This window comes from Streptomyces cadmiisoli (assembly GCF_003261055.1).
Lineage (GTDB): Bacteria > Actinomycetota > Actinomycetes > Streptomycetales > Streptomycetaceae > Streptomyces > Streptomyces cadmiisoli.
This window is the reverse complement of record NZ_CP030073.1, coordinates 3,247,203-3,269,635: the sequence shown is the minus strand read 5'-3', so window position 1 is coordinate 3,269,635 and position 22,433 is coordinate 3,247,203. Positions and strand designations below refer to the sequence as shown.

Genomic DNA, 22,433 nt, shown 5'->3' with positions numbered 1-22,433 from the left:
GTGCCGTCCCGCCCCGCCGCGACGAGCGGGACCCCGGCACCGGACCGGGGCCAGTGGCGTCTCGAGGTCGACCGGCTCGCCTGCGCCGGCTCCGGGCTGTGCCTGGCGACCGCGCACGGCCGGCTGCGCCTGGACGCCGGACGGGCCCGTGCGGTGGCGGAACTGACCGAGCCGGACGCCCGGGTGGTCGACGCCGCCGAGATCTGCCCCATGGAGGCGATCACGGTACGCGACGTGAACACGGGTGAGATTCTCGCGCCCAGGCTCTGAACCGCATACGCAGAATCGAGTGAACCGCCGGTTTCCGCGAGTTGTTCGGCGGACGAATCCAGCGCCGTGCCCGAATTCCCGCGCCGTATGCGTGCGTTCAGCCGGCCGGGATTCCGCGGATGGAACGAACGGCCGCGGGTCGGCATGTTGTGATTCCGTCGAAACAACGCGGAAACCATCCATTCCCGCCTCTCCGCCAGGAACGAAGGAAGCGTAAGGCCATGCCGAATTCCGAACCATTGCCCCTCTACGGCAAGGAGTACAAGACCGACCCGTACCCGCTGTACCGGAAGCTTCGCGAGGAAGGCCCCGTCCACCGGGTCAATTTCCCCAGCGGGGTCGACGCATGGCTGGTCACCGGGTACGACGCCGCGCACAGCGCCCTGAACGACGACCGGCTCGGCAAGAACCACGACCTCGGCAACAGCGCCTGGCGGGAACGCGCCGCCATCATGCCGGAGCCCCAGCACTCGCAGCTCCAGGTCCACCTGCTGCACCAGGACCCGCCGAAGCACACCGTGATGCGCAAGATGGTCACCGAGGCGTTCTCGCCCCGCCACGTCGAGCGGATGCGGCCCCGCTTCGAGGAGATTGCCGCGGAACTGCTCGCCACCGCCCTCGACGGCGGTGCCGAGACCGGTGAGATCGACGTCGTCGCCGCCTTCGCGGCGCACTTCCCGTTCCGGGTGCTGGCCGAGGTGATCGGCCTGCCGCCCGCCCTGGCGGCCCGGTTCGACCGCGACTGGGGCAAGGTCGTGCAGCCCGTCGGCCCGGCCGACCCGCTGCGGCCGGTCTACGAAGGACGGCTGCGCGGACTCCAGGGCTACATAGCCGAGGTCACCGAGGACAAGCGCCGCGACCCCGGCGACGACCTGCTCACCAAGCTCGTCGTGGCCCGTGACGCGGGGGAGATCAGCAAGGAGGAGCAGGACTCCATCGTCTTCCAGCTACTGGTCGCCGGGCAGGAGCCGGTGACCAACCAGATCACCACCGCCCTCGTGGCCCTGCTGCGCCACCCCGCCCAACTGCGCCGGCTCCAGGAGGCCGTGACGGAGGGCGAGGGGCACGACCCGGCGCTGCTGGCCCGCGCGGTGGAGGAACTCCTGCGCTACGACAGCGCCTTCGAACTCACCACCTGGCGGTTCTTCGCCGAGGACGCGGAGCTGCTCGGCACCCGTGTACCGGCCGGCGACTCGGTCATCGTGTCGCTGAGCGCCGCCAACCGCGACCCGGAGCGGTTCCCCGACGCCGACACCCTCGACCTGGACCGCACGCCCAACCCGCACCTCGCCTTCGGTCACGGCATCCACTTCTGCCCGGGTGCCGCACTCGCCCGTATCGAACTCCAGATCGCTCTACGCGCGCTGCTCACCGGACTGCCCGGACTGCGGCTCGCCGTCGAGGACCAGGAACTCGACTGGGTCCGCGCCGTCCTCGCGCGCGGTGTCGACGAACTGCCCGTCTCCTACGGCCCGTCGGCGACCGCGCCGGCCACCGGCTGCCCCGTGCGCCACTGAGCGCACGAGACCCCGGCCGGCCCGACCCCCGGCCGCCCACCGTCGGGCGGTCACCCGGCGGCATGTCCGCATCCGTTCCATGAGGAAAGCGAGTCGATCACCCATGTCCCAGATGTCCACCACCGTCACCTCCCCCTCCTCCGCCGAGCGCGTCAGCCGCGAGATCCTCGAACTGCTGCTCCCGCACCGCCGGGCCGCCGAGACGGACCCGCACCTCGACACCCCCGAGGACTTCCCCGAGCAGTTGCGGCAGATGGCCGAGTTCGTCCGACGTGAAGAACCGGTGATATTCAGCCTGCCGGGCTTCCCCTGCAAATCGCCCAACCCGGACAAGGTCTTAGGCCATCTTCCGGACCACGGGGAGCGGCTCGCGCTGCGCTTCCTGGGCTCTCTGTGCGCGGAGATCGCCAAGGTCCACGCCCCCGGCGCGAAGATCCTGATCTGCTCCGACGGACACATCTTCGGCGACGTCATCGGCGTCCCCGACGAGCACATCGACGCCTACGGCCACGAACTGCGCCGCATGATCGCCGCCGAGGGCCTCTCCGCCCACCTCGACACCTTCGACCTCAAGGACGTCTACGGGCCCGACCTGTCGTACGACGAGAAGCGCAAGGTCGCCGCCGAGACGCTCGGCCCGTCGATCGAGCAGCTGCGCGAGGAGGTGCGCAGCGACGAGTCCACCCTGCGGATGTATCGCGGCATCACCAAGTTCCTCATGGAGGACGCGGCGGAGTGGGACGGCTCCCGCTCGGCGCTCCAGCGCGACTGCCGCCGGCGCGCCTACGAGGTGATCGTCCGCAGCCGCGCCTGGGGCGAGCTGATCGCCGAGCACCATCCCGAGAACGTCCGCCTCTCGATCCATCCGCAGAACCGCGGCGAGGGCAAGTTCGGCATCCGGTTCGTCGGCACCGCGGACGTGTGGACCACGCCGTGGCACTCGGTGGCGCTGCGCCACCCCGACGGCGGCTGGCAGCTGCTGCACCGCCGCGAGGCCGAAGGCCTGGGCCACCTGGTGCACGAGGACGGCCGGCCCAGCCACTACGAGGTGCTGCCCGCCGACCCCGCCACGCAGGGGACCGGAGGATGAAGGGGATCATCCTCGCCGGCGGCCACGGGACCCGTCTCTACCCGATCACGCTGGGCGTCTCCAAGCAGATGCTGCCGGTCTACGACAAGCCGATGATCTACTACCCGCTGTCCGTGCTGATGCTGGCCGGCATCACCGAGATCCAGATCATCGCGGCCCCGCAGGACGTCCCCGGCTTCCAGCGGCTGCTCGGCGACGGCTCGCGGCTCGGACTGCGCCTGAGCTACGCCGAACAGGACAAGCCCCGGGGCATCGCCGACGCCTTCCTCGTCGGTGCCGAGCACATCGGCGACGACGCGGTCGCGCTCGTCCTGGGCGACAACCTGTTCCACGGGCCCGGCTTCGGCGAGATCCTGCGATCCAGCGCCCGCGACATCGACGGCTGCGTCCTGTTCGGCTACCCGGTGGGCGACCCCGAGCGGTACGGCGTGGGCGAGGTGGACGCCGTCGGCCGCCTGCTGCGCCTGGCGGAGAAGCCCGCCGCGCCGCGCTCCAACCTGGCCGTCACCGGCCTGTACTTCTACGACAACGACGTGGTCGGCATCGCCCGTGGGCTGCGGCCCTCCGAACGCGGCGAGCTGGAGATCACCGACGTCAACCGCACCTACCTGGAACGCGGGAAGGCCGAGTTCGTCCAGCTGGGCCGGGGCTTCGTCTGGCTCGACACCGGCACCCACGACGCCCTCACCGAGGCGGGACAGTACGTGCAGATCCTCTCCCGCAGACAGGGGGTGCGCATCGGCTGCATCGAGGAGATCGCCTGGCGCATGGGCTACATCGACGCCGACACCTGCCACCGGCTCGGCCTGGCCCTGTCCCACTCGCCGTACGGCCGGTACCTGCTGGAGATCACCACCGCCGAGGAGAAGGGCGAATGACCGCCATGCGGGTACGCACACCGGCCATCGAGGGCGTCCGGGAATTCACGCCCCAGGTCTTCGGGGACGACCGGGGGTGCTTCGCGTCGCCGTTCCAGGAGAGCGCGTTCACCCAGGCCGTGGGCCGCCCCCTGTTCCCCGTGAGGGACATCAGCCACAACGTCTCCGCCCGCGGGGTGCTCCGCGGCATCCACTACACCGCCGCCCCGCCCGGCCGGGCCAAGTACGTCTACTGCCCGTACGGACGGGTCCTGGACTTCCTCGTCGACCTCAGAGTGGGGTCCCCCACCTTCGGCCGCCATCAGACGACCGAGCTCAGTGGCGGCGACTGCCGGGCGCTGTACATCCCGGTCGGCGTGGGCCACGCCTTCCTGTCCCGGCAGGACGACTCGATCGTCGTGTACGTGATGTCGGAGGGCTACGTCCCGGAGGCCGAGCTGGCCGTCTCCCCGCTGGACCCGGCGCTCGGACTTCCGCTGCCCGAGGGCGGCGACCTGCGGCAGTCCCCGCGGGACGGCGCCGCGCCGACGCTCGCCGAGGCCCGCGACAAGGGCCTGCTGCCCGACTACGACACCTGCCGTGAAGTGGAGGCCGCGCTGTGGCCCTGACACCCGACCGCGCCGGCACTCCCACGATCGCGCTGCTCGGCGCCACCGGTTTCGTGGGCTCGGCCGTGCTGCGCGAACTCGCCGACCGGCCCGTGCGGATCCGGGCGGTCTCCCGGCGCCGGGCGACCGCGCCGCCCGCCGCCCGCGCCGACATCGAGATACGGGCCGCCGACCTCACCGAGCCGGGTGAGCTCGCCGCCGCGGTGGCCGGCGCCGACGCGGTGGTCCTGGCGACGCTGTACAGCTCGGCCACGGCCACCTGGCGGATCGAGGACGGCGACACGGCCGCCGAGCGGGTCAACGTGGGCATCGTGCGCGACCTGGTCGACACGCTCGCCGCCCGCCCGGCCGGACCACGCCCCAGGGTCGTCTTCACGGGTGCCGCCTCCCAGGTCGGCCCGACGGGCAAACCGGTCCTCGACGGCACCGAACCGGACCGCCCCAAGGGCCCGTACGACCGTCAGAAGCTGGCCGCCGAACGGCTGCTGCTCGACGCCGCCGCCCGCGGCGCGCTGTGCGGGACGTCGCTGCGCCTGCCCACCGTGTTCGGGCCGGGCGCCGGTCCCGCGGCCCGCGACCGGGGCGTCGTCTCGGCGATGGCCCGCCGCGCCCTGGCGGGACAGCCGCTGACGATGTGGCACGACGGAACCGTCCGCCGCGACCTGCTCTACATCGACGACCTGGCCCGCGCCGTCGTGGCCGGCCTGGACCACGCCGAGGCGCTGGCCGGCCGCCACTGGCTGCTCGGCACCGGTGAGGGCCGGCCCCTGGGACCGGTCTTCGAGCAGGTCGCCGCGCTCGCCGCCGAGCGCACCGGCCGTCCGCCCGTACCGGTGGTCTCGGTGCCGCCGCCCGAGCAGGCGGAGGCAGGGGACTTCGCGAGCATCACGATCGACGCGTCCGCCTTCCGGTCCGTCACCGGCTGGACGCCGGACACCCCGCTGACCGAGGCGCTGCGCCGCACCGTGGACCATCTCGCCGCCGAAGCCGCCGCAACGGGTGGGGGAGCGGGGGCCGGTGGGGGAGCCGGGGCCGGTGGACGTGCGGCCGATGACGGGAAACCGGGAGGCGGGCCGGCATGAGCACCGTCGCCCTGCTGCGCCCGAGGACCGCACAGGACCTGCCCGCACGGCTGGCCCGCTCCGCCGCCGCGACCGGCGAGGGCCACCGACTGCGCACCGAGGACGTCCCGGGATGGCTCGCCGAGCGGGCCCGCGCCCACCGGTTCACCGTGCGGCGGGTGCCCCTGGACGAGCTGGACCACTGGTCCTTCGCGCCCGGCACCGGCGACCTCGTGCACCGCAGCGGCCGCTTCTTCGCGGTGCGAGGGCTGTCCGCCCGGGTCGACGAGGGGCCGATCGGCAACTGGCAGCAGCCCGTCATCCACCAGCCCGAGGTGGGCATCCTCGGCATCCTCGCCAAGGAGTTCGACGGCGTACTGCACTTCCTGATGCAGGCCAAGATGGAACCCGGCAACCCCAACCTGCTCCAGCTGTCGCCGACCGTGCAGGCCACCCGCAGCAACTACCAGCGGGTGCACGCCGGTTCGTCCGTGCGCTACCTGGAGCACTTCACGGACGCGGCGCCCGAGTGGGTGCTGGCCGACTCGCTCCAGTCGGAGCACGGCGCCTGGTTCTACCGCAAGGCCAACCGGAACATGCTGGTCGAGGCCGCCGACGCCGAGGTGCCGCCCGCCGCCGACTACTGCTGGCTCACCCTGGGCCAGCTCGGCGAACTGCTCCGGCTGGACAACGTGGTCAACATGGACGCCCGTACCGTCCTGGGCTGTCTGCCGCTGCCGGCGGCCGAGCCGGGCGCCCGCCACTCCGACCTGGAACTGCTCTCCTGGTTCACGTCCGAGCGCGCCCGGCACGACGTCGACGTCCGGCTGATGCCGCTCGCCGAGGTCGAGGGCTGGACCCGCGACGCGGACGCCATACGGCGCCCCGACGGCCGGTTCTTCCAGGTCACCGGGGTCGCCGTGGAGGCCGGGAACCGGGAGGTCGGCGGCTGGTCCCAGCCACTGATCGAGCCGTGCGGCACCGGCGTGGCGGCCTTCCTGTTCCGGCGCCTGGGCGGCGTCGCCCATCTGCTCGTGCACGCGCGCGTGGAGGCCGGCTACCTCAACCGGGTCGAACTGGCGCCGACCGTGCAGTGCGCGCCGCGCGACTGGGAGGCGGTACCGGCCGCGGACCGGCCGCGCTTCCTGGAGGCGGCACTGCGGGCCGAGCGGGACGGCGCCGTCACGTACTCGGCCGTGCACTCCGAGGAGGGCGGGCGGTTCCTGGACGCGTGCGTGCGGTACCTGTTCGTCGAGGCCGACGAGGACACCGCGCCGATCGCACCACCGCGCGGATACACCTGGGCGACGGTCGGACAGCTCAACTCCCTGGCCGCGCACGGCCACTACCTGAACATCCAGGCCCGCACCCTGCTGGCCTGCGTCAACTCGGGCGCCGCCCGCCTGTGAGGGACCGCCGTCCGGCGGGATCCCGGCTGTGAAGGACCGCTTGTCGGCCGGTGCCCGGCCGCGAGGATCCGCCGTCCGGCCGGATCCCGGCAGCCCGGCGGTCGTCCTGACGCTGCGGCCCGCCGGCACGCGCGGCTCTCGCGCGCGCAGGGGGCTCATGAGGCGCCCCGTGATCCGGTCGAAACGGCGCGGCTCGCGCGCGCAGGGCGGTAGTGGGCCGCCGCCATGCCCGCCCGCGACGAAGCGGCCCCGCGCGAACGGCGCTCGCCACAGGGGCGATCACAGCCGGGCACGGAACCGATCACAGCCCGGCAAAGGGTTGAACACAGCCCGGCACAGGGCCGATGACACCCCGGCACCGGGCCCGTTGACACCCCGCGGCGCTCGAACGCGTCGCCGCCCGGCGACTTGACGGACCCGGGCGGCGCTCGTTGACCCGGTTCCGTGCCACTCGCGAGGCTTCCGGCCATGACGGACACCGAACTCGAGAACCCAGCCCTGTTCCAGGTCAGCGCCCGCACGCAGGTCGCGGCGCCCCCGGACCGGGTGTACGCCGCGGTCAGCGACCTGACGCGCAGCGGGGAGTGGAGCGTCGAGTGCACGGGCGGCCGGTGGGTGTCCGGCACCCCCGGCACCGTCGGCGCGGTCTTCCGGGGCGAGAACCAGCGGCCCGCCGACGTCGTCGCCTGGGCGCCCGTCGTACGCGGCGCGTGGACCACCGACTCCGAGGTCGTCGAGGCCGAGCCGGGCCGCTGCTTCCGCTGGGCGATCCGGGACAGCTCGGGGCAACGGCAGGAGAGCGTCTGGTCGTTCGAGATCGAGGCCGCCGGCCGGGGCTGCGTCCTGGTGCACGGCTTCTGGATGGGCAGGCCCACCGAAGGCATCCGCGGCATCACCGCCGACATGGACGCGGCCGAGAAACGGCGCTTCTTCGGCGACTGGACGGCCAAGCTCGCCGACGACCTCGCGGCGACCGTGCGGCGCGTCAAGCGGATCGTCGAGCAGGCCTGACCCCCCGCTCCCCGCGCACCGCTCGCACCACCTCCCGACCCGATCCCTGATTCTCCGCAGCAACCGGCGGAAGGCGGACAGATGCTGCTTCAGCGCACAGGAAACCGTGGAATCCGGCTGGGGACGCTCTTCGAGCGCGCGGCGTCCCGGCATCCGGCGAACGTGCTCATCCTCGACCACGACCTGGACCTCGCGCCGGACCTCGGCCGCCGGGCGACCGTCGCGGAACTGGCGGACCTGGTCGCGGACCTGGCCTCGCGGCTCCGGGCGGCGCGGATCCGGCCCGGTGAGCGCGTCGTGGTCCACAAGTCGGACAGCTTCGACATCCCCCTGCTGGCCTGCGCGATCAGCCGGATCGGAGCGGTGCCGGTGCTGCTCTCGCCCCAGCTCGACGGCGAGACGGTCACCGAACTGGTGCGGCGCGCCGACCGGCCGCACCTGGTCACCGACCGGGCCAAGCTGGACACGGCGCTGCCCGCCGCGGTCTTCGACCTCGCCGAGAGCGTGCTGCTCGCCTCCGGCACGCACGCCCGAGCGGTCGAACTGGGGGACTTCGCGGGTGTCCGCCGGGTACCGCCGGTGACCATGCCCCCCGATCACCCGGCGCTGATCACCCACACCTCCGGGACCACCGGCGTCCCCAAGCTGGCCGTGCACACCGGGCGCACCCTCCAGGCCCGCTACCGCCCGCAGCGACTGGCGATCGCGCCGGTCGTACGCGGGCGGGAGACCGTGGCCATGCATGTGTCCTTCGTGCACTCACGGCTGTTCACCGCGCTGGCGATCTCGCTGCTGAACGGCTTCCCGATCGTCGTGCTCGCCGACGACGACCCGGTGCGGGCCGCCGACCTCTTCGCCCGGGTCCGCCCCGGCATCCTGGAGGCGCACCCCAACTCCTTCATACGCTGGGAGGAACTGGCCGACGACCCGCGCGGACCGCTGGCTCACGTCAAGCTGTTCAGCAGCACCTTCGACGCGATCCACCCGCGCACGGTGCACCGGCTGCTGCGTGCCTCCCGCCGCAGGGGAGCGCTGTTCGGGCAGCTCTACGGGCAGAGCGAGGTGGGCCCCACGGTGGTGCGCGCCTTCACGCGACGGCACGCCCCCGACGCCGACGGCCGCTGCGTCGGCATGCCCTTCCCCGGCATGACCGGGGTGCGGGTGGTCAGCCGCGACGGACGGCCGCCCTCGCCGGAGAACCCCGGTCACATCGAGGTGCGCAGCGACGGACGGATCACCACCTACCTGGGCGAGGACGACCGGTACGCCCGGCAGCTGGACGACGGCTGGTGGCGGATGGGCGACGTCGGCTTCAAGTCCCGCTGGGGGTGCCTGCACCTGCTCGACCGCGAGGTCGACCTGATCCCCGGGTTCGGCAGCACACTGGCCGCGGAGGACACCCTCTTCGCGCGGCTGGACGAACTCGCCGAGGTGATCATCATCTCCGGCCCGGACGGCAGGGCCGTCCCCGTGGTGTGCACCAAGGACGGCGGTCCCCTCGACCGGGAGGCGTGGCGCCGCGCGGCGGCCGGGCTGCCCGCGATGGCCGAACCGGTGCAGTGGCGGCTGTCGGACCTGCCGCAGACCGCCACCACGAAGATCAAACGGCTCAGGCTGGCCGAACTGCTGGCCGCCGGCCGGGGCGAGTAGGGGGCGGCGATGGCGAAGTTGATCGTCGTCGGGGGCGGCATCGGCGGGCTGGCGACGGCCGTCGCCGTGGCCCGGCGCGGACACCGGGCGGTCGTACTGGAACGGGCCGCCGAGTTCGCCGAGCTCGGCGCGGGCATCCAGCTCGCGCCGAACGGTCTGCACGCCCTGGACCGGCTGGGCCTCGGCGACGCCGTGCGCGCCCTGGCCGTGCACATCGGCGAACTGCGGTTCATGGACGGCGTGAGCGGTGAGCACGTGGCGAGCCTGCCGCTCACCGGCACCTACCGGCGCCGCTTCGGCAACCCGTACGTGGTGGTCCACCGGGCCGAGCTGCACCGGCTGCTGCTGGACGCCTGCCGCCGCTCGCCCGCGGTCGAGCTGCGCTCCGGCTGCCGCGCCACCGGCTACCGCCAGGACGGATCCGGCGCCACGGTCCTGCTGGACGACCGCGAACCGGTCACCGGTGACGCGGTGATCGGTGCCGACGGCATCCACTCGGCGATCCGCCGGCAGCTCGTCGGCGACGGCGAGCCGCGGGTCTCGGGCATCACCGTGTTCCGCACGGTCGTCCCGATGGAGCGGGTCCCCGAGGACCTGCGGTGGAACGCGGTGACCTGGTGGGCGGGTCCGGGCCGCCACTTCGTGCACTACGCGATCGGCGGCGGCCGGTACCTCAACCTCGCGCCGAGCGTGGAGAACGGCGCCACCGAGGCGTTGGCCGGCGTCCCCGTGGACCGCGAGCGGGTGCTGTCCGCGTTCGCCGCCCTCGGCGGGACCGCGCGGCGGCTGCTGGCGCTCGGCGAGGAGTGGAAGTCGTGGGTGCTGGTCGACCGGGACCCGGTGGAGCGCTGGACCGACGGCCGGGTGACCCTGCTCGGCGACGCGGCGCACCCGATGCTGCACTACGCGGCCCAGGGCGCCTGCCAGGCCCTGGAGGACGCGGTGACGCTGGGCGACCTGCTGGACGACGGGACGGACACGATCGCCGACCGGTTCGAGACGTACAACGCCGAACGCCGCGACCGTACCGCCCGGATCACCCGCGCGGCCCGGGCGAGCACCCGCCTGTGGCACCCGGCCGGCGCCGCGGCGAAGGCACGCAACGAGATGCTGTCGGCCCTGTCCGGCACCCCCCTGCACGACCACGTGGCCTGGCTGCACGAGCCCCAGGGGTCCGCCACCGGAGCCCGCCGATGAGCGGCGGCCGGCTGCGGGCACGCGCTGTCGGCGCCGGCCGCTGAGACGGCGGGCGGCCACCCCGCACCACGCGAAAAGGCGGCTGTACGAAGGGCCAGGACCCTTCGTGCAGCCGCTTCGGGGTGTCCGCTCATACGAGGTCGGCGAGCAGTCCGGCGATGATGCACCCCCCGTCCCGGGTGAGCACCGACTCGGCGTGGAACTGCACGGACGCGAACCGCGGCCCGCGCGGCGCGTGCACCTCCACGGTGTCCCGGTCCCGGCTCACCTCCACCGTGCCCACGCCCTCGCACTCCACCTTGTCCTCGCGGGACCGGGCGGCGAACGGGTTGTGGAAGCCGACGCTCTCGCGCGCCCCGAACAGGTCGATCTCCCGCCGCGTCCCCTGGTCGGGCGCCTTCCGGCGGACCAGCTCGAACCCCAGCCGGTCGCGCAGCACCTGGTGGCTGAAGCACACGGCGGGGAAGGGCCGGTGCCCGGCCGGCAGCGTGTCGGCGGGCGCGCGCAGCCGCGCGGCCTTCGGATGCCCGGTGTCCCGCGGATCCCCCGGGCCGGGACCGGGCACCACGAGGTCGTGGTCGTCGAGCGGGCAGGGTTCGCCGAACCGGCGCACCGTCACGGCGAGCCCCAGGGAGCGCGGTCGGTGGTGGAGCATCGCGGTGAAGGTGTCCTCGGCGTCGACCACCAGCACCCGGGTGCCGGCCGGCGCCGGCGGCCGCCGTCCGCGGTGGCCCGGTGCGGCAGCGCGAACGGCGCGGGCCGCGGCGCCGGCACCGTGTCCAGCAGAACGGACGTCACGCGACGACCTCCTCGACCGTGGAGACGACGGCGCAGCAGCGCGCCGCGTAGTCGAGTGCCTGCCGATGGCGGTCGGCGGAGAAGTCGGCCACCGCGTCGGCCACCAGGAACGTCTCGATGTCGTTGCTGAACGCGTCGACCGCGGTCATCAGCACACCGACGTGCGCGTACACCCCGCACAGGATGAGCTGGTCGCGCCCGTCCGCCCGCATCCGCTCCAGCAGACCGGAGCGGAAGAACGCGCTGTAGCGCCACTTGGTGAACAGCCAGTCGCCGCCGCCGGGCGCCAGTTCCGCGGTGATCTCGCGGTCGCCGGGCAGGCCCCGCATACCGGGCCCCCAGAAGTCCTTGAGCAGCCCCCGCTGCACATCGTCCATGGCGCCCGGCTGCGCCGTGTAGGCGACCGGGATCCCGAGTGCGGCGCAGCGTTCGCGCAGCCGCGCGGTGTTGCCCAGCAGCTGTGCGCGCAGCGGGCCCGGCAGCGCCCGCAGGAAGTAGTACTGCATGTCGTGCACCAGGAGGACCGCGCGCCCCGGGTCGGCCCGCCAGCTCGGGACGGGATCGGGCAGTTCACGCGCGCTCGGCAGCTCGTACGGTTCGATGAGGGGTATCCCGGTCATGGTCTTCTCTCCGCCTCGTCCGGTCGCGCGGGGCTATACGCCGAGGGCGGCGCCGCCGTCCACGGTGAGGCTGTGCAGGGTGATGTGCGCGGCCCGGTCGGACAGCAGGAAGGTCACGGCGTCGGCGACGTCCGCGGGCCGGGCCAGCCTGCCGAGCGGGATGCCGACCCGGTACTCCTCCGGCCGCCCGGCGATCGTGGTCTGCCGGCCGCTGCGGTCCCGCCACATCGAGCTGAGCATCGGGGTGTCGGTGGAGCCGGGCGCCACCAGATTGCAGCGGATGCCGTGCCGGGCCACCTCCAGCCCCAGACACCGGGTGAACATGGTGGCCGCCGCCTTGGACGCGGCGTACGCGGCCATCCCGGTGCGCGCGGTGCCGGCCGCGTTCGACGCGACGGTGACGACGGCGCCGCCGCGGCGCGGCACCATCCGGTTGACGACCGCGCGCGACATCACGAACACGCCCGTGGCGTTGACCGCGAAAGTGGCGTCCCAGTCCTGGTCGCTCAGGTGCCGGGCCTCGCCCAGGTGCAGCACACCGGCCGCGTTGACCAGGAAGTCCAGGGGGCCGAGCCGCCGTTCGGCCGAGTCGACGAGCGCGTCGACCGCGGCTCGGTCGGTGATGTCGGCCGGGAACGCCCGCGCCGTCACCCCGTCCGCGGCCAGTTTCTGCACCGTCCGCCGCAGCCCGTCGGCGTCGCGGTCGACCGCGACGACCACGACGCCCCGCTCGCCGAGCGAGCGGGCCACCGCGGCGCCGATCCCGCCGGCCGCTCCGGTGACCAGGGCGATCTTCCCGTCCATGTGGGGTCCTCCTCCGTACGGGGTCGAATGGGTTCGGTCGTGCGCGACGGGCCTACGCGCCCCAGGCCGAGACCACGGCCACCGCCTGGTCCGGGCCGAGCCGCGGATCGCACAGGCTGGTGTAGGGCTCGCGGTCCCGGTCGGTGTCGGACGGGTGCGCCGCGCACTCGGCCACCCGGTCCGGGGTGGCCTCCAGGTGCAGGCCGCCGGCGACGCCGCCGGCCGCGCGCACCGCGCCGCGGAAGTCCCGCACCTCGCGCACGATCCAGTCCAGATAGCGCGTCTTGCGCCCGTCCGGCGCGGTCACCGTGTTGCCGTGCATCGGGTCGCACAGCCAGACGACGGGGTGCCCCGCCGCCCGCACGGCCGCCACGAGCGGCGGCAGCCGGTGGGCCACCGACTCCGCGCCCATCCGGCCGATCAGGGTGAGCCGGCCGGGCTCGCGGGCGGGGTCCAGGCGCTCGCACAGCGCGAGCAGTTCCTCCACCGTCATACCGGGTCCCACCTTGCAGGCCACCGGGTTGGCGACCGCGGCGAGCAGCGCGACATGGGCGCCGTCCGGCTGGCGGGTGCGGTCACCGATCCACGGCCAGTGGGTGGAGGTGAGGAACAGCGCCCCGGCCGGGTCCCGGCGCACCAGCGGGACCTCGTAGTCCAGCACCAGCGCCTCGTGACTCGTCCACACCCGCGCTCCGGTCCCCGGCCGTCCCTGCGTGCGGTACCGGTCCAGATTTCGCAGTACCGCAGCGGAGGCGCGGTAGCAGGACAGCATGCGCAGCGGGTCCGGCCGCCTGCTGCGGGCGTCCGGCTCGGGGCCGTTGACCAGGTGGCCGCGGTAGACGGGCAGTTCGACGTCGCCGACCCACTCGGTCGGTTTGGAGCGCGGCTTGCCGAACTGCCCCGCCATCCGGCCCACCCGGAGCACCGGCCGGCCCGTGCCGGCCCGCAGCTCGGCCGCGAGCGCGTCGAGCAGGCCCGCCTTGCGGGCGATATGGCCCGCGGTGCACTCGGCGGGGTCCTCGGCGCAGTCGCCCGCCTGCACCACGAGGGCCCGTCCGGCGGCCACCTCGGCGAGCGCCGAGCGCAGGGTGCGCACCTCCTCGGGGGCCACCAGTCCCGGCGAGGCCAGCAGGTGCCGCCGTACCCGACGGGCCGTCTCCGTGTCGTCCCACCTCGGCTGCTGCCGGGCCGGTTTCGATCCGATGTCGAGCACAGGGTTGTCCACTGAAGTCTCCCGTTGCGGATGGACGGTCCGTGGGTACGTCCCGCGGTCGCCGGGCGGCACCCGGGCCCCGGCACGCGGCGGGTCGCCGGCCGGGGGCCCGGGGTCCGAAGGACGCGGAGGTGAGCGGCGCACGAGCCCGCACGGGCGGGCGAGGCGGGCCGCCACGGCGGCCGGCGGACGAGCCGCCCCGGCCGCCCGCCGCACCGGCCCGCTCCAGCGGCGTGGGGGTTGCCGTGGTGAGCGGGCCGGCCGACACACCGATCCTGTGGTCGGGGCCGGGGCGCGACAACACGCCGTGGCGGACTTCGTCAGGTGCCGTGTGCCGCTCCGCCCGCCCGCCGGCCGGCCGGCCGCCGGGCGCAGGACAGCACGGCGACGGCGTGCGCGGCCGAGGCGAGGGTCATGTGCCGGTGCCAGCCGTCGAACGAGCGGCCCACGTAGTCCTCGACGCCGACGCTCTTGGCCACCTCGAAGTAGTCGTGCTCGACCCGGTCCAGCAGGGTGAACAGCGGGAGCACCACGGCCGGTTGGCGGTCCGCCAGATCGGTCAGCCACAGCTGGGTCCCGTCCGGCCGGCGGCTCTCGGCCAGACCGACGAGCGTCAGCCGCCGGCCGTGCCCGGCCCGCAGCCTTCCGGTCCGCCCCGAGGGGAGCTTCACGGTCACGCTCGCCAGCAGCCCCGAGCGCGCACCGCCCCCGTGGCCCGGCAGCCGCCACCGCACCGGCTGCCGGCTGCCGTTGGCCGCCCGGACCACCTCGCAGGCCGGCATGCTCGCCGAACCCCGGTGCCCGGTCAGGGCGGCGTCGTTGACGATCAGCGGGAGCGAGGGGTCGATCCTGGCCAGCAGGGGGATGCCCACGCGGCCCAGGCGGTCGAAGAGCATGGCCGCGTTGAGGGAGCAGGCGTCGAGCACCACCGGCCGTACCGGCATCGCCCACTCCGACACCATGTCCACGCAGAGTTTCGCGGCCCGGTCCGACAGCGTCTCGGCCCCGGCGCTGTCCGGGATCGAGGCCCGGCTGCGCAGCGAGCGGTCGTCGATCCACGCCTGGGGCAGATGAAGGCCCCAGTCCACCGGGCTGCTGCGGCCGCCGCAGGCGGCCCAGACGCCGACGGCCTGCTGGGCGTTGAGGACACGTCCCTCGGCGGGCACGAACCGGCGGTCCACTCCCACGGAGTGCTGCCCCGCCTTGCGGATCACCGTGCTGTGCACCACCCAGGCCTCCGCCGGCAGACGGGGCACCAGATAACGGGCGAGCGCCTGGCGCACCGGCGTCCAGTCCCAGGTCGACTCACTGATGAAGTGGTGCAGGCTCTGATCGGTCGCCCGGCCGCCTATCAGATTCGCGATGTTCCTTATCGACTTGCGGCCCGGCGCCTCCAACAGGCCCCTGACGTACTCGACGCCCTTCTTCCGCTGGTCGGCGCGTGGCAGCGAGGCGAACAAGGACCTCGACATTTGCCGCAGTAAATCATCAGACGGATCTGTTTCAGTGAATAATCGACCCGCTTTCTGGCTTCCCTTCTCGAAATCGATCAGCGGCAACCAGGATGCATTCACGAAATGACCCCCGAGTAGATGCTCGCGCCGGACCGGAGAAGCGGCCCGCGGACGGTTGGGTGAACGCGCCGGCGCACCCCTCATCGCTCATGTGCACACAGGGCGAACGGCGCCTTTCCCATGACTGTTCGCGGGCGTGCGGCAGCCGTACCCCTCCCGCGGGGGTCGGTCAGCGCCTCATGTGCCGCGGCCGCAACGCCCGATGCCGCGATATTCGACCAAATCGGGCACAACTTTATCGACGTATAGACCTGTCCACCACTGACCGGATCTACATCTGTCACCTACGGGGCTGAGGAGGGAGAACGTGTCGGCCGGGCCGCGCGCGACCCGTTGTCCCGGGCGGCCGAAGTGACCGACTGTCAGTGTCACCCTCGATCCCGGCGCTCGGCGATTCCACCGCGCGTTCCGTCCGCCGTGCACACACCGTTCGCCGAAATCCACTGTTCATTCGCGCTCGGCATGAGCGGACGCATCCGTGCGAGTATTACGTATCGCAATTCCGCGGCGCGGAGCGGAAGGTGGCCGCGAGGTGCCCGGTGGTGACGTACACGGTCTCCCGCACCCGGCCGCGGCCGGTGGCCTCGCGGACCAGGGCGTGCGCGAGATCGGCCCGGGAGGTGAAGCGGCGCGGCGCCGCGTGCGTGGCGAGACGGTAGTCCGTGACGTCGCCGCGGCTCACCAGCCTGCCCGGCCGCACCAGGGTCCAGTCGAGCCCGGACTCGCGCACCACGTTCTCCATCCGCAGCACGTCCTCGTGCACCGCGCGCCTGCCCGGCAGGAACGCCCGGCGGCGCAGCCGGCCCCGCCGGGGCTGGTCCACCGCGTCGAGGCCGGCGGAACTCGCGCACACCAGCCGCCGCAGACCGTGGTTCACCATCGCCTTCACGATGTTGTAGACGCCCTGCGAGTGCACGGTGACCGGCCTTCTGGAGGGCGGCGCGCCGATCACCGAGACGACGGCGTCGTGCCCCCACATCACCCAGTCCACCGCGTCGGCGTCCATCAGGTCCGCGTCGGCGACCTGCACCCCGCGGTCGGAGAAGGGGAACTCGGCGGGCCGCCCCGTGATCGCGGTGACGGTGTGGCCCGCGGCCACCGCGGTGGCGGTGACCAGGTGACCGGTCGGGCTGTGGGCGCCGAACACGACCAGTTTCATGCGTGCCCTCCTTGCGTGCGGTCGTAGCACGGCCAGGCCTGCGGGTGCGGTGGGGGACGCACGGCGGCGTACCTGGTCTCGAACGTCGATCGGGCACCGGTACGTCGGTCGGGAGCGCCGATCAATGTACTACCCTGAGGCTCGCCATTACGATGAGCCGGGAAAGGGTGGTGGGTGAGATCGTGAGCAAGCCACGGAGCCGCGGTCGCGCGAGCTCCGGTGCCGCACAGAGCGTCTGGCTGCGGCAGCCGCCGACACCGCGCAACGAGCCGCCGCTGTCCAGGGAGCGCATCACCGAGGCGGCCGTCGCCCTGCTCGACGAGGAGGGCATGGAGCGGCTGACCATGCGCCGTCTCGCGGAGCGACTCGGCGCGGGTGCCACGACGCTGTACTGGCACATCGACACCAAGGACGACGTCATCGACCTGGCGATCGACGCCATCTTCGCCGAGGCCCCGCTCCCCGACCCGGGGACCGGCAGCTGGCAGGAGAATGTGGTGGCACTCCTCTCCGGATGCCGGGACATGCTGCTGCGGCACCCGTGGTCCGCGGCGCTGCCCCTGCGGCAACGGCCCTCGATCGGACCGAACTTCCTCGCATGGCTGGAGTTCCTCCAGGCGACGCTGGCGCGGGCCGGATTCGAGGGGCGGCAGGTCCAGGCCGCCTGCTGGGTACTGTACAACCACGTCCAGGGTTCCACCGCGAGCCAGTCGAGCCTGCGCTGGACGAGCGACGAACGGACCGCCGCGCAGGAGCGGTTGACCCTGCAGAAGGACCGGTACCCCACCCTCAGCACGTACGAGTACATGCTCGACGACGACTGGGAGCAGAACTTCCGACTGGGCCTGAAGTACCTCCTCGACGGCCTGGACGCCCAGCTCGCGCCCGGAGCCTGACGCCCGGCGCGCCGTCCACGTCCCCCTCCTTCCTCGTACGTCCCCCGCTCCGGCCACCGAATTGGCCGGAGTCGATCCCTCCGCGCGGGCTCATCTGACAGATCCGCGAGCACCGGCTGGACCTCGGGACGTGCGCGAACTGTTCTGATTCCACGCGGCTGCGCGGGCCCCGGCACGCCGTTCCCCGCACGGCGCCGGACCGGCACTCGGGCGGAGCCGCCGGGAGCGGCGGGGCGCACGGCACACGGACGGAGGGGCCTGCCACTGGCCCTGTTCCCTGTCGCGGCCGACGCCGGCGTGTGCCCGTACCTGTCAGGACGACATTGGAGCAGACCATGATCACATGCGGTGCCGCCCAGGGTGCACGGGGCGTGCTCGGTACGGGGGCCTACGTACCCAGTCGCGTCATCGACAACAAGGACATGAGCAGCCTGGTCGGGGTCTCCGAGGAGGCCATCCTGCGCAAGACGGCGATCCGTGAACGGCGTTGGGCCAAGCCCGAGGAGGCCACCTCGGACCTCGCCGTGGCCGCCGCCCGGGCCGCACTCGAACAGGCCGGCATCGGCGCCGCCGACCTCGGCCTCATCGTCGTGGCGACCTCCACCCCGGACTCCCCGCAGCCCGCGACGGCCTGTGTCGTCGCCGACGAACTGGGCGCCGGCCACGGCACCGCCGCCTTCGACGTGAACTCGGTGTGCAGCGGCTTCGCCTTCGCGCTGTCCATCGCCGACCGGATGCTCGCCGGCACCTCGGCCGAGTACGCCCTGGTCATCGGCGCCGACGTGTACTCGCGCATCCTCTCGCCCACCGACCGCCGCACGACGGTGCTGTTCGGGGACGGCGCCGGGGCCGTCGTGCTCGGCCCGGGCGGCCGGCAGCGGCTGCTCTCCACCCGGCTGGCCAGCTTCGGCACCGCCCGCGACCTCATCGGCGTACCCGGCGGAGGCAGCCGGATGCCCGCGACCCAGGAGACGCTGCGCGAGGGCAGGCAGTACTTCGCCATGGACGGCCGGGGCGTGACCGAGTTCGTGGAGACCCGGGTCGTCCCCGGCATCGAGCAGTTCCTCGCGGACAACGGGGTGCGGCGCGACCGGACGGTGCACTTCGTCCCGCACCAGGCGAACGGACGGCTCCTGGAGACCATGTCCCGGCGCCTGGGCATCCCCTCGGAACGGATGGCCACCACGGTGACGCGCTACGGCAACACCGGCGCGGCCTCCGTCCCCATCACCCTGGACCAGCTGGCCCGTTCGGGCACGGTGGCCGACGGTGACCTGGTGCTGCTGGCGGCGTTCGGCGGCGGCATGTCCATGGGGCTGACCCTGCTGCGGGCCGGCTGACCGCCACCGGCCGGCCCGCCCGACACGGCGGCGGCCCGGACCCGTCCGCCGACGGGTCCGGGCCGCTGCCGCGCGGTCCGCGGCTACTTCTTGCTGCCGCCGATGTGCAGCGCTTCCTTCATGAACACCTGGAAGTAGCTGGGCACGCCCTGGGTGGTGATGACCTCGACGACGGAACCGGGATTGCGGTCGTCGACGCCCTCGCGCACCAGCGCGTCCGCCAGGTCCTTGCGCGAGGTGAACCAGCCCGGGTGGCGGGGCTCGCTGACGATGTAGTCGGTCGTGGTGGTCGCGTCGAAGAGACCGGCCGGGCGGATGATCGTCCAGTCCAGTCCGCTGCCGCGCACCACGTCCTCCATCCGCGCCGCGTCCTCGTAGAGAGGGCGGCCCATCTTGAGCAGCACCGGCACGATCACCTTCCGGAAGATGAAGGCCTCGCCCGGGGCGTCCTCGTAGTTCACCCCGATCGAACTGACGCAGACCAGGCGGCGGATGCCGTGCGTCTGCATCGCCTTGACGACGTTCGCGGTGCCCGCCGAGTACACCGTCACCGGCTCCTTGGTGTACGGCACACCGACGGTCGACAGGACCGCGTCGTGACCGGCCACCGCACGGTCCACCGCGTCGGGGTCCAGGATGTCCGCCCCGACCACGGTCAGCCCGGCGCCGCTCAGCGGGAACGCGTCGGGCCGGCGGGTCACGGCGGTGACGGAATGGCCCTCGGCGAGCGCCTGCTCGGTGGCCAGCCGTCCGGTCGGGCCGTTCGCGCCGAACATGACCAGTTTCACGAGTTCCTCCTGCAAGCCGACTTCCTGCCGGACATCGATCGGGCATTCGTACGCTGATCTGCCTCTAGAACAACGTACCATTGCGCGGAACGCTGGTTGAGAGCCGGGGTTGCGCACCCGCGGGCGCACGACGCGACTCCGGTCACGGGAGGCGCCGGGTACGGGACACATCCGCCGCACGCGACGCACCCGCGGGCCCGGTGGGGCGCCGCGGGTGCGGGAGTTGCCGTGCCGCTCAGTCCACGGACAGACGGGGGAACTTCTTCATCAGGAAGCCCATGTCGACGTACTCGATGGCGGATTCGGTCTGCCCGAGCCCGATCCCGTAGGCGGTGGCGACCTCCACCAGGCGCAGGGTCTGGTACTCGATCGCCCGCAGGTTGTCCTCGTGCACATTGTCGGGCGCGTGCCGGGAGATGCTGCACGTGCCGTACGGCGAACCGTTGTGCTCGGACGCCAGGACCTCCACGCTCGAACCGTTCGGCACGATCAGGCAGCCCCAGTGGCACAGCACGTTGTGCACGGCCATGATCGTCGCCTGCTGCCCGGCGTGCGCGGCCGAGCCGGAGGCGAACACCGTCGCGACCTTGTTCGCCAGCTTTCCCGGGATCGCGACCGGCCCGGACCGGTCGAAGAAGTGCAGGAGCTGCGGCGCCGGCAGACCGAAGTGGACCGGCGTGCCGATCATGATCGCGTCCGCCTCGACGAGGTCCTCCAGCGTCGCGACCGGGATGTCGCGGGTGGCCTCGCCCAGTTCGGCGTAGGCCTCCTTGTCCAGCACCATCGGGTCGGGCAGCTCGGGAACCTTCAGCAGCTTCGGCTCCGCGCCCGCCTTCTCCGCCGCCGCGGCCGCCGCCGACGCCAGCCGGAAGATGTTTCCGCTCCGGGAATGGAAGATGATGGCCACTTTGACCATGGAACACTCCTCGCCATTCGTCGTTGCCGGGAAAACGTCGTCCCCGGGACACGAAGCGACATCCTCACCGCCACGCGAAGGAGCTGCCCAGGAGCGCCCCGCACAGTTCGTCAGGTCACCGAATTCCCGCCGGATTCCCCGCCGTCCGCGACCTGACAAACTGGCCGGACCCCGGTTGAGCGCCACCGCGGCGGTGCCCTGTGCTGTTCCCCATGGTGAATCCCACAGGCGAGCAGATCGCCCTTCCGACCGATCCCGCGGAGCTTCCCGCCGCCTTCGAGCAGGCATTCAACTCGGGCAGCATCGAAGGCATCCGGCAGCTCTTCGACCCGCAGGCCGTCCGTGTGCTCTCACCCGGCCATGCCCAGAGCGGTGAGCAGATGTGGAAGGCGGCGGCGGAGACACTGCCCGAGCGCCTGCCCGTCAAGCTGTCGGTCCGCCACATCTACACGGCCGGCGACACGGCCCTCATGATCTGCGACTACGTGCACGAGGGAACCGGTCCGGACGGCAAGCACCTGCGTCTGGAAGGCACCGCCGCGGACATCCTGCGGCGCGGCTCCGACGGCGTCTGGCGCTGCCTGATCAGCAATCCGCCCGGCACGAGCCGGGCCTGAGCACCGGGACGGCGACCCATGCCGGAAAGCACAGCGGCGCCCGCGTCGAAGCCGTGGTCGCGGGCCATCGACGTACATCACCACATCCTGCCGGACTTCTATCTCGGTGAACTGGAGAACCTGGGCGTAGCGACCATTCTGCCCGGGATCGAAAGGCCGACCTGGAACGCGCGCAAAAGCCTCGACATGATGGACCGCCATGGCATTCGCGGCGCGGTGGTGAGCGTGTGGCCGGGTGTGCCGGCCACCCTGGAGGCGAAGCCGGCCGCGGAATTCGCCCGCCGGGTGAACGAATACCTCGCCGAACTGGCCGCCGCGCACCCCGGCCGCTTCGGCGCCTTCGCCACCCTGCCCTTTCCCCATATGGACCTCGTACTCCAGGAATTCGAGTACGCGGCCGACACTCTCGGCCTGGACGGCGTGGGGCTCGTCAGCAACTACGCCGGGCTGTACGTGGGGGACCGGGCGATGGACCCGCTCTTCGCCGCCGCGGCCCGCCGGCGCAGCCCGCTGTTCGTGCACCCGACCCTCCCCCCGGCCACCGACCAGCCCGGCCTCGGCCTGCCCGCCTCGCTCTACGAGTTCCCCTTCGAGACGGTCCGGGTGGCCAGCCAACTCCTCTACAACCAGACGCTGGAGAGGTTCCCCGAACTGCCGGTGATCCTGCCGCACGGCGGGGGCGGCGTCCCCTTCTACGCCGGCCGGCTCGCCTGCGGCGGACTGATCAGCCCGCCCCTGGCCGAGCGGCTCCCCGCCGACCCCGTCGGATCGCTGCGGCGGCTCTACGTCGACATCGCCATGACCGGCGACCCGCACGCGCTCGCCGCCCTGCGGTCCTTCGCGCCGGCCACCCGGATCCTGGTCGGCTCGGACTTCCCGCTCATGCCGGAGTCGTACACCCTCGACACCGGTCACCAGGTGGTGCGGTACGGCGGGTTCGGCGCCGAGGACCGGGCGCGGCTCGACCACGGCAACGCCGAGGCACTCTTCCCGCGCTTCACCGGAAAGGACGTGTGA

At 72.9% G+C, this 22,433-nt stretch carries 22 protein-coding genes; 14 read left to right on the top strand and 8 right to left on the bottom strand.

The window, feature by feature from the left end:
* The 10 genes from DN051_RS13690 (at nucleotide 1) to DN051_RS13645 (ending at nucleotide 10,691) form a co-directional block, all read left to right on the top strand.
* On the top strand, nucleotides 1–270 hold the full coding sequence (locus DN051_RS13690; RefSeq protein WP_053757386.1) for a ferredoxin: 270 nt from the start codon (nucleotides 1–3) through the stop codon (nucleotides 268–270).
* Between the two features lie 221 nt (nucleotides 271–491).
* Complete coding sequence (locus tag DN051_RS13685) at nucleotides 492–1,787, top strand: cytochrome P450 family protein (RefSeq protein ID WP_053757264.1); 1,296 nt, start codon at nucleotides 492–494, stop codon at nucleotides 1,785–1,787.
* A gap of 112 nt (nucleotides 1,788–1,899) precedes the next feature.
* On the top strand, nucleotides 1,900–2,877 hold the full coding sequence (locus DN051_RS13680) for an L-tyrosine/L-tryptophan isonitrile synthase family protein (protein ID WP_112442252.1): 978 nt from the start codon (nucleotides 1,900–1,902) through the stop codon (nucleotides 2,875–2,877).
* Nucleotides 2,874–3,755 carry a glucose-1-phosphate thymidylyltransferase RfbA gene (gene rfbA / locus DN051_RS13675; protein WP_112438791.1) on the top strand — a complete coding sequence of 294 codons (882 nt, stop codon included), beginning with the start codon at nucleotides 2,874–2,876 and terminating at the stop codon, nucleotides 3,753–3,755. Before DN051_RS13680 ends, rfbA begins: the two co-directional genes overlap by 4 nt.
* The gene (locus DN051_RS13670; protein WP_342781557.1) at nucleotides 3,752–4,363 is read left to right on the top strand and encodes a dTDP-4-dehydrorhamnose 3,5-epimerase family protein; all 612 of its coding nucleotides are present in this window, start codon (nucleotides 3,752–3,754) and stop codon (nucleotides 4,361–4,363) included. Before rfbA ends, DN051_RS13670 begins: the two co-directional genes overlap by 4 nt.
* Nucleotides 4,354–5,445: an NAD-dependent epimerase/dehydratase family protein gene (locus DN051_RS13665; RefSeq protein WP_063797238.1), complete on the top strand. Its 1,092-nt coding sequence runs from the start codon at nucleotides 4,354–4,356 to the stop codon at nucleotides 5,443–5,445. The genes DN051_RS13670 and DN051_RS13665 overlap by 10 nt, the downstream gene beginning before the upstream one ends.
* Nucleotides 5,442–6,833, top strand: a complete 1,392-nt coding sequence (locus DN051_RS13660) for an NDP-hexose 2,3-dehydratase family protein (protein ID WP_053757261.1) — start codon at nucleotides 5,442–5,444, stop codon at nucleotides 6,831–6,833. The genes DN051_RS13665 and DN051_RS13660 overlap by 4 nt, the downstream gene beginning before the upstream one ends.
* 468 nt (nucleotides 6,834–7,301) lie before the next feature.
* Entirely contained in the window at nucleotides 7,302–7,844 is a 543-nt protein-coding gene (locus tag DN051_RS13655; protein ID WP_112438790.1) for an SRPBCC family protein, read from the top strand.
* Nucleotides 7,845–7,925: 81 nt separating this feature from the next.
* Entirely contained in the window at nucleotides 7,926–9,494 is a 1,569-nt protein-coding gene (locus tag DN051_RS13650) for a class I adenylate-forming enzyme family protein (protein ID WP_112438789.1), read from the top strand.
* Between the two features lie 9 nt (nucleotides 9,495–9,503).
* Nucleotides 9,504–10,691 carry an FAD-dependent monooxygenase gene (locus DN051_RS13645; protein WP_112438788.1) on the top strand — a complete coding sequence of 396 codons (1,188 nt, stop codon included), beginning with the start codon at nucleotides 9,504–9,506 and terminating at the stop codon, nucleotides 10,689–10,691.
* 130 nt (nucleotides 10,692–10,821) lie between these two features.
* Here DN051_RS13645 and DN051_RS13640 read toward each other — a convergent pair whose 3' ends face one another.
* From DN051_RS13640 to DN051_RS13615, 6 genes are all read right to left on the bottom strand, one after another.
* A complete protein-coding gene (locus DN051_RS13640) occupies nucleotides 10,822–11,376 on the bottom strand; it encodes a glutamine amidotransferase-related protein (RefSeq protein ID WP_425471763.1) in 555 nt (184 codons plus the stop codon).
* Between the two features lie 109 nt (nucleotides 11,377–11,485).
* A complete protein-coding gene (locus DN051_RS13635) occupies nucleotides 11,486–12,109 on the bottom strand; it encodes an isochorismatase family protein (protein WP_053757256.1) in 624 nt (207 codons plus the stop codon).
* Between the two features lie 33 nt (nucleotides 12,110–12,142).
* Nucleotides 12,143–12,913, bottom strand: coding sequence for a 2,3-dihydro-2,3-dihydroxybenzoate dehydrogenase (locus DN051_RS13630; protein ID WP_053757255.1), 771 nt, complete (start codon nucleotides 12,911–12,913; stop codon nucleotides 12,143–12,145).
* A 52-nt stretch (nucleotides 12,914–12,965) separates the two neighbouring features.
* Nucleotides 12,966–14,138 (bottom strand): 3-deoxy-7-phosphoheptulonate synthase, encoded by a 1,173-nt coding sequence (locus DN051_RS13625; RefSeq protein ID WP_112438787.1) that lies wholly within the window; start codon nucleotides 14,136–14,138, stop codon nucleotides 12,966–12,968.
* Nucleotides 14,139–14,446: 308 nt separating this feature from the next.
* Nucleotides 14,447–15,598, bottom strand: coding sequence for an IS701 family transposase (locus DN051_RS13620; RefSeq protein ID WP_053757253.1), 1,152 nt, complete (start codon nucleotides 15,596–15,598; stop codon nucleotides 14,447–14,449).
* 589 nt (nucleotides 15,599–16,187) lie between these two features.
* Nucleotides 16,188–16,859 carry an NAD(P)-dependent oxidoreductase gene (locus DN051_RS13615; protein WP_053757252.1) on the bottom strand — a complete coding sequence of 224 codons (672 nt, stop codon included), beginning with the start codon at nucleotides 16,857–16,859 and terminating at the stop codon, nucleotides 16,188–16,190.
* A 182-nt stretch (nucleotides 16,860–17,041) separates the two neighbouring features.
* Here DN051_RS13615 and DN051_RS13610 point away from each other — a divergent pair, with 182 nt between their 5' ends.
* The gene (locus DN051_RS13610) at nucleotides 17,042–17,755 is read left to right on the top strand and encodes a TetR/AcrR family transcriptional regulator C-terminal domain-containing protein (RefSeq protein ID WP_234388684.1); all 714 of its coding nucleotides are present in this window, start codon (nucleotides 17,042–17,044) and stop codon (nucleotides 17,753–17,755) included.
* 335 nt (nucleotides 17,756–18,090) lie between these two features.
* A complete protein-coding gene (locus DN051_RS13605) occupies nucleotides 18,091–19,095 on the top strand; it encodes a 3-oxoacyl-ACP synthase III family protein (protein WP_053757384.1) in 1,005 nt (334 codons plus the stop codon).
* Between the two features lie 83 nt (nucleotides 19,096–19,178).
* Here the strand turns inward: DN051_RS13605 and DN051_RS13600 are convergent, their stop codons facing one another.
* On the bottom strand, nucleotides 19,179–19,898 hold the full coding sequence (locus DN051_RS13600) for an NAD(P)-dependent oxidoreductase (protein ID WP_234388683.1): 720 nt from the start codon (nucleotides 19,896–19,898) through the stop codon (nucleotides 19,179–19,181).
* Nucleotides 19,899–20,118: 220 nt separating this feature from the next.
* Nucleotides 20,119–20,799, bottom strand: coding sequence for a flavodoxin family protein (locus DN051_RS13595; RefSeq protein ID WP_063797237.1), 681 nt, complete (start codon nucleotides 20,797–20,799; stop codon nucleotides 20,119–20,121).
* Nucleotides 20,800–21,011: 212 nt separating this feature from the next.
* Here DN051_RS13595 and DN051_RS13590 point away from each other — a divergent pair, with 212 nt between their 5' ends.
* Together DN051_RS13590 and DN051_RS13585 are read left to right on the top strand one after the other, a co-directional pair.
* The gene (locus tag DN051_RS13590; protein WP_063797240.1) at nucleotides 21,012–21,416 is read left to right on the top strand and encodes a YybH family protein; all 405 of its coding nucleotides are present in this window, start codon (nucleotides 21,012–21,014) and stop codon (nucleotides 21,414–21,416) included.
* Between the two features lie 18 nt (nucleotides 21,417–21,434).
* Nucleotides 21,435–22,433, top strand: a complete 999-nt coding sequence (locus DN051_RS13585; RefSeq protein WP_112438786.1) for an amidohydrolase family protein — start codon at nucleotides 21,435–21,437, stop codon at nucleotides 22,431–22,433.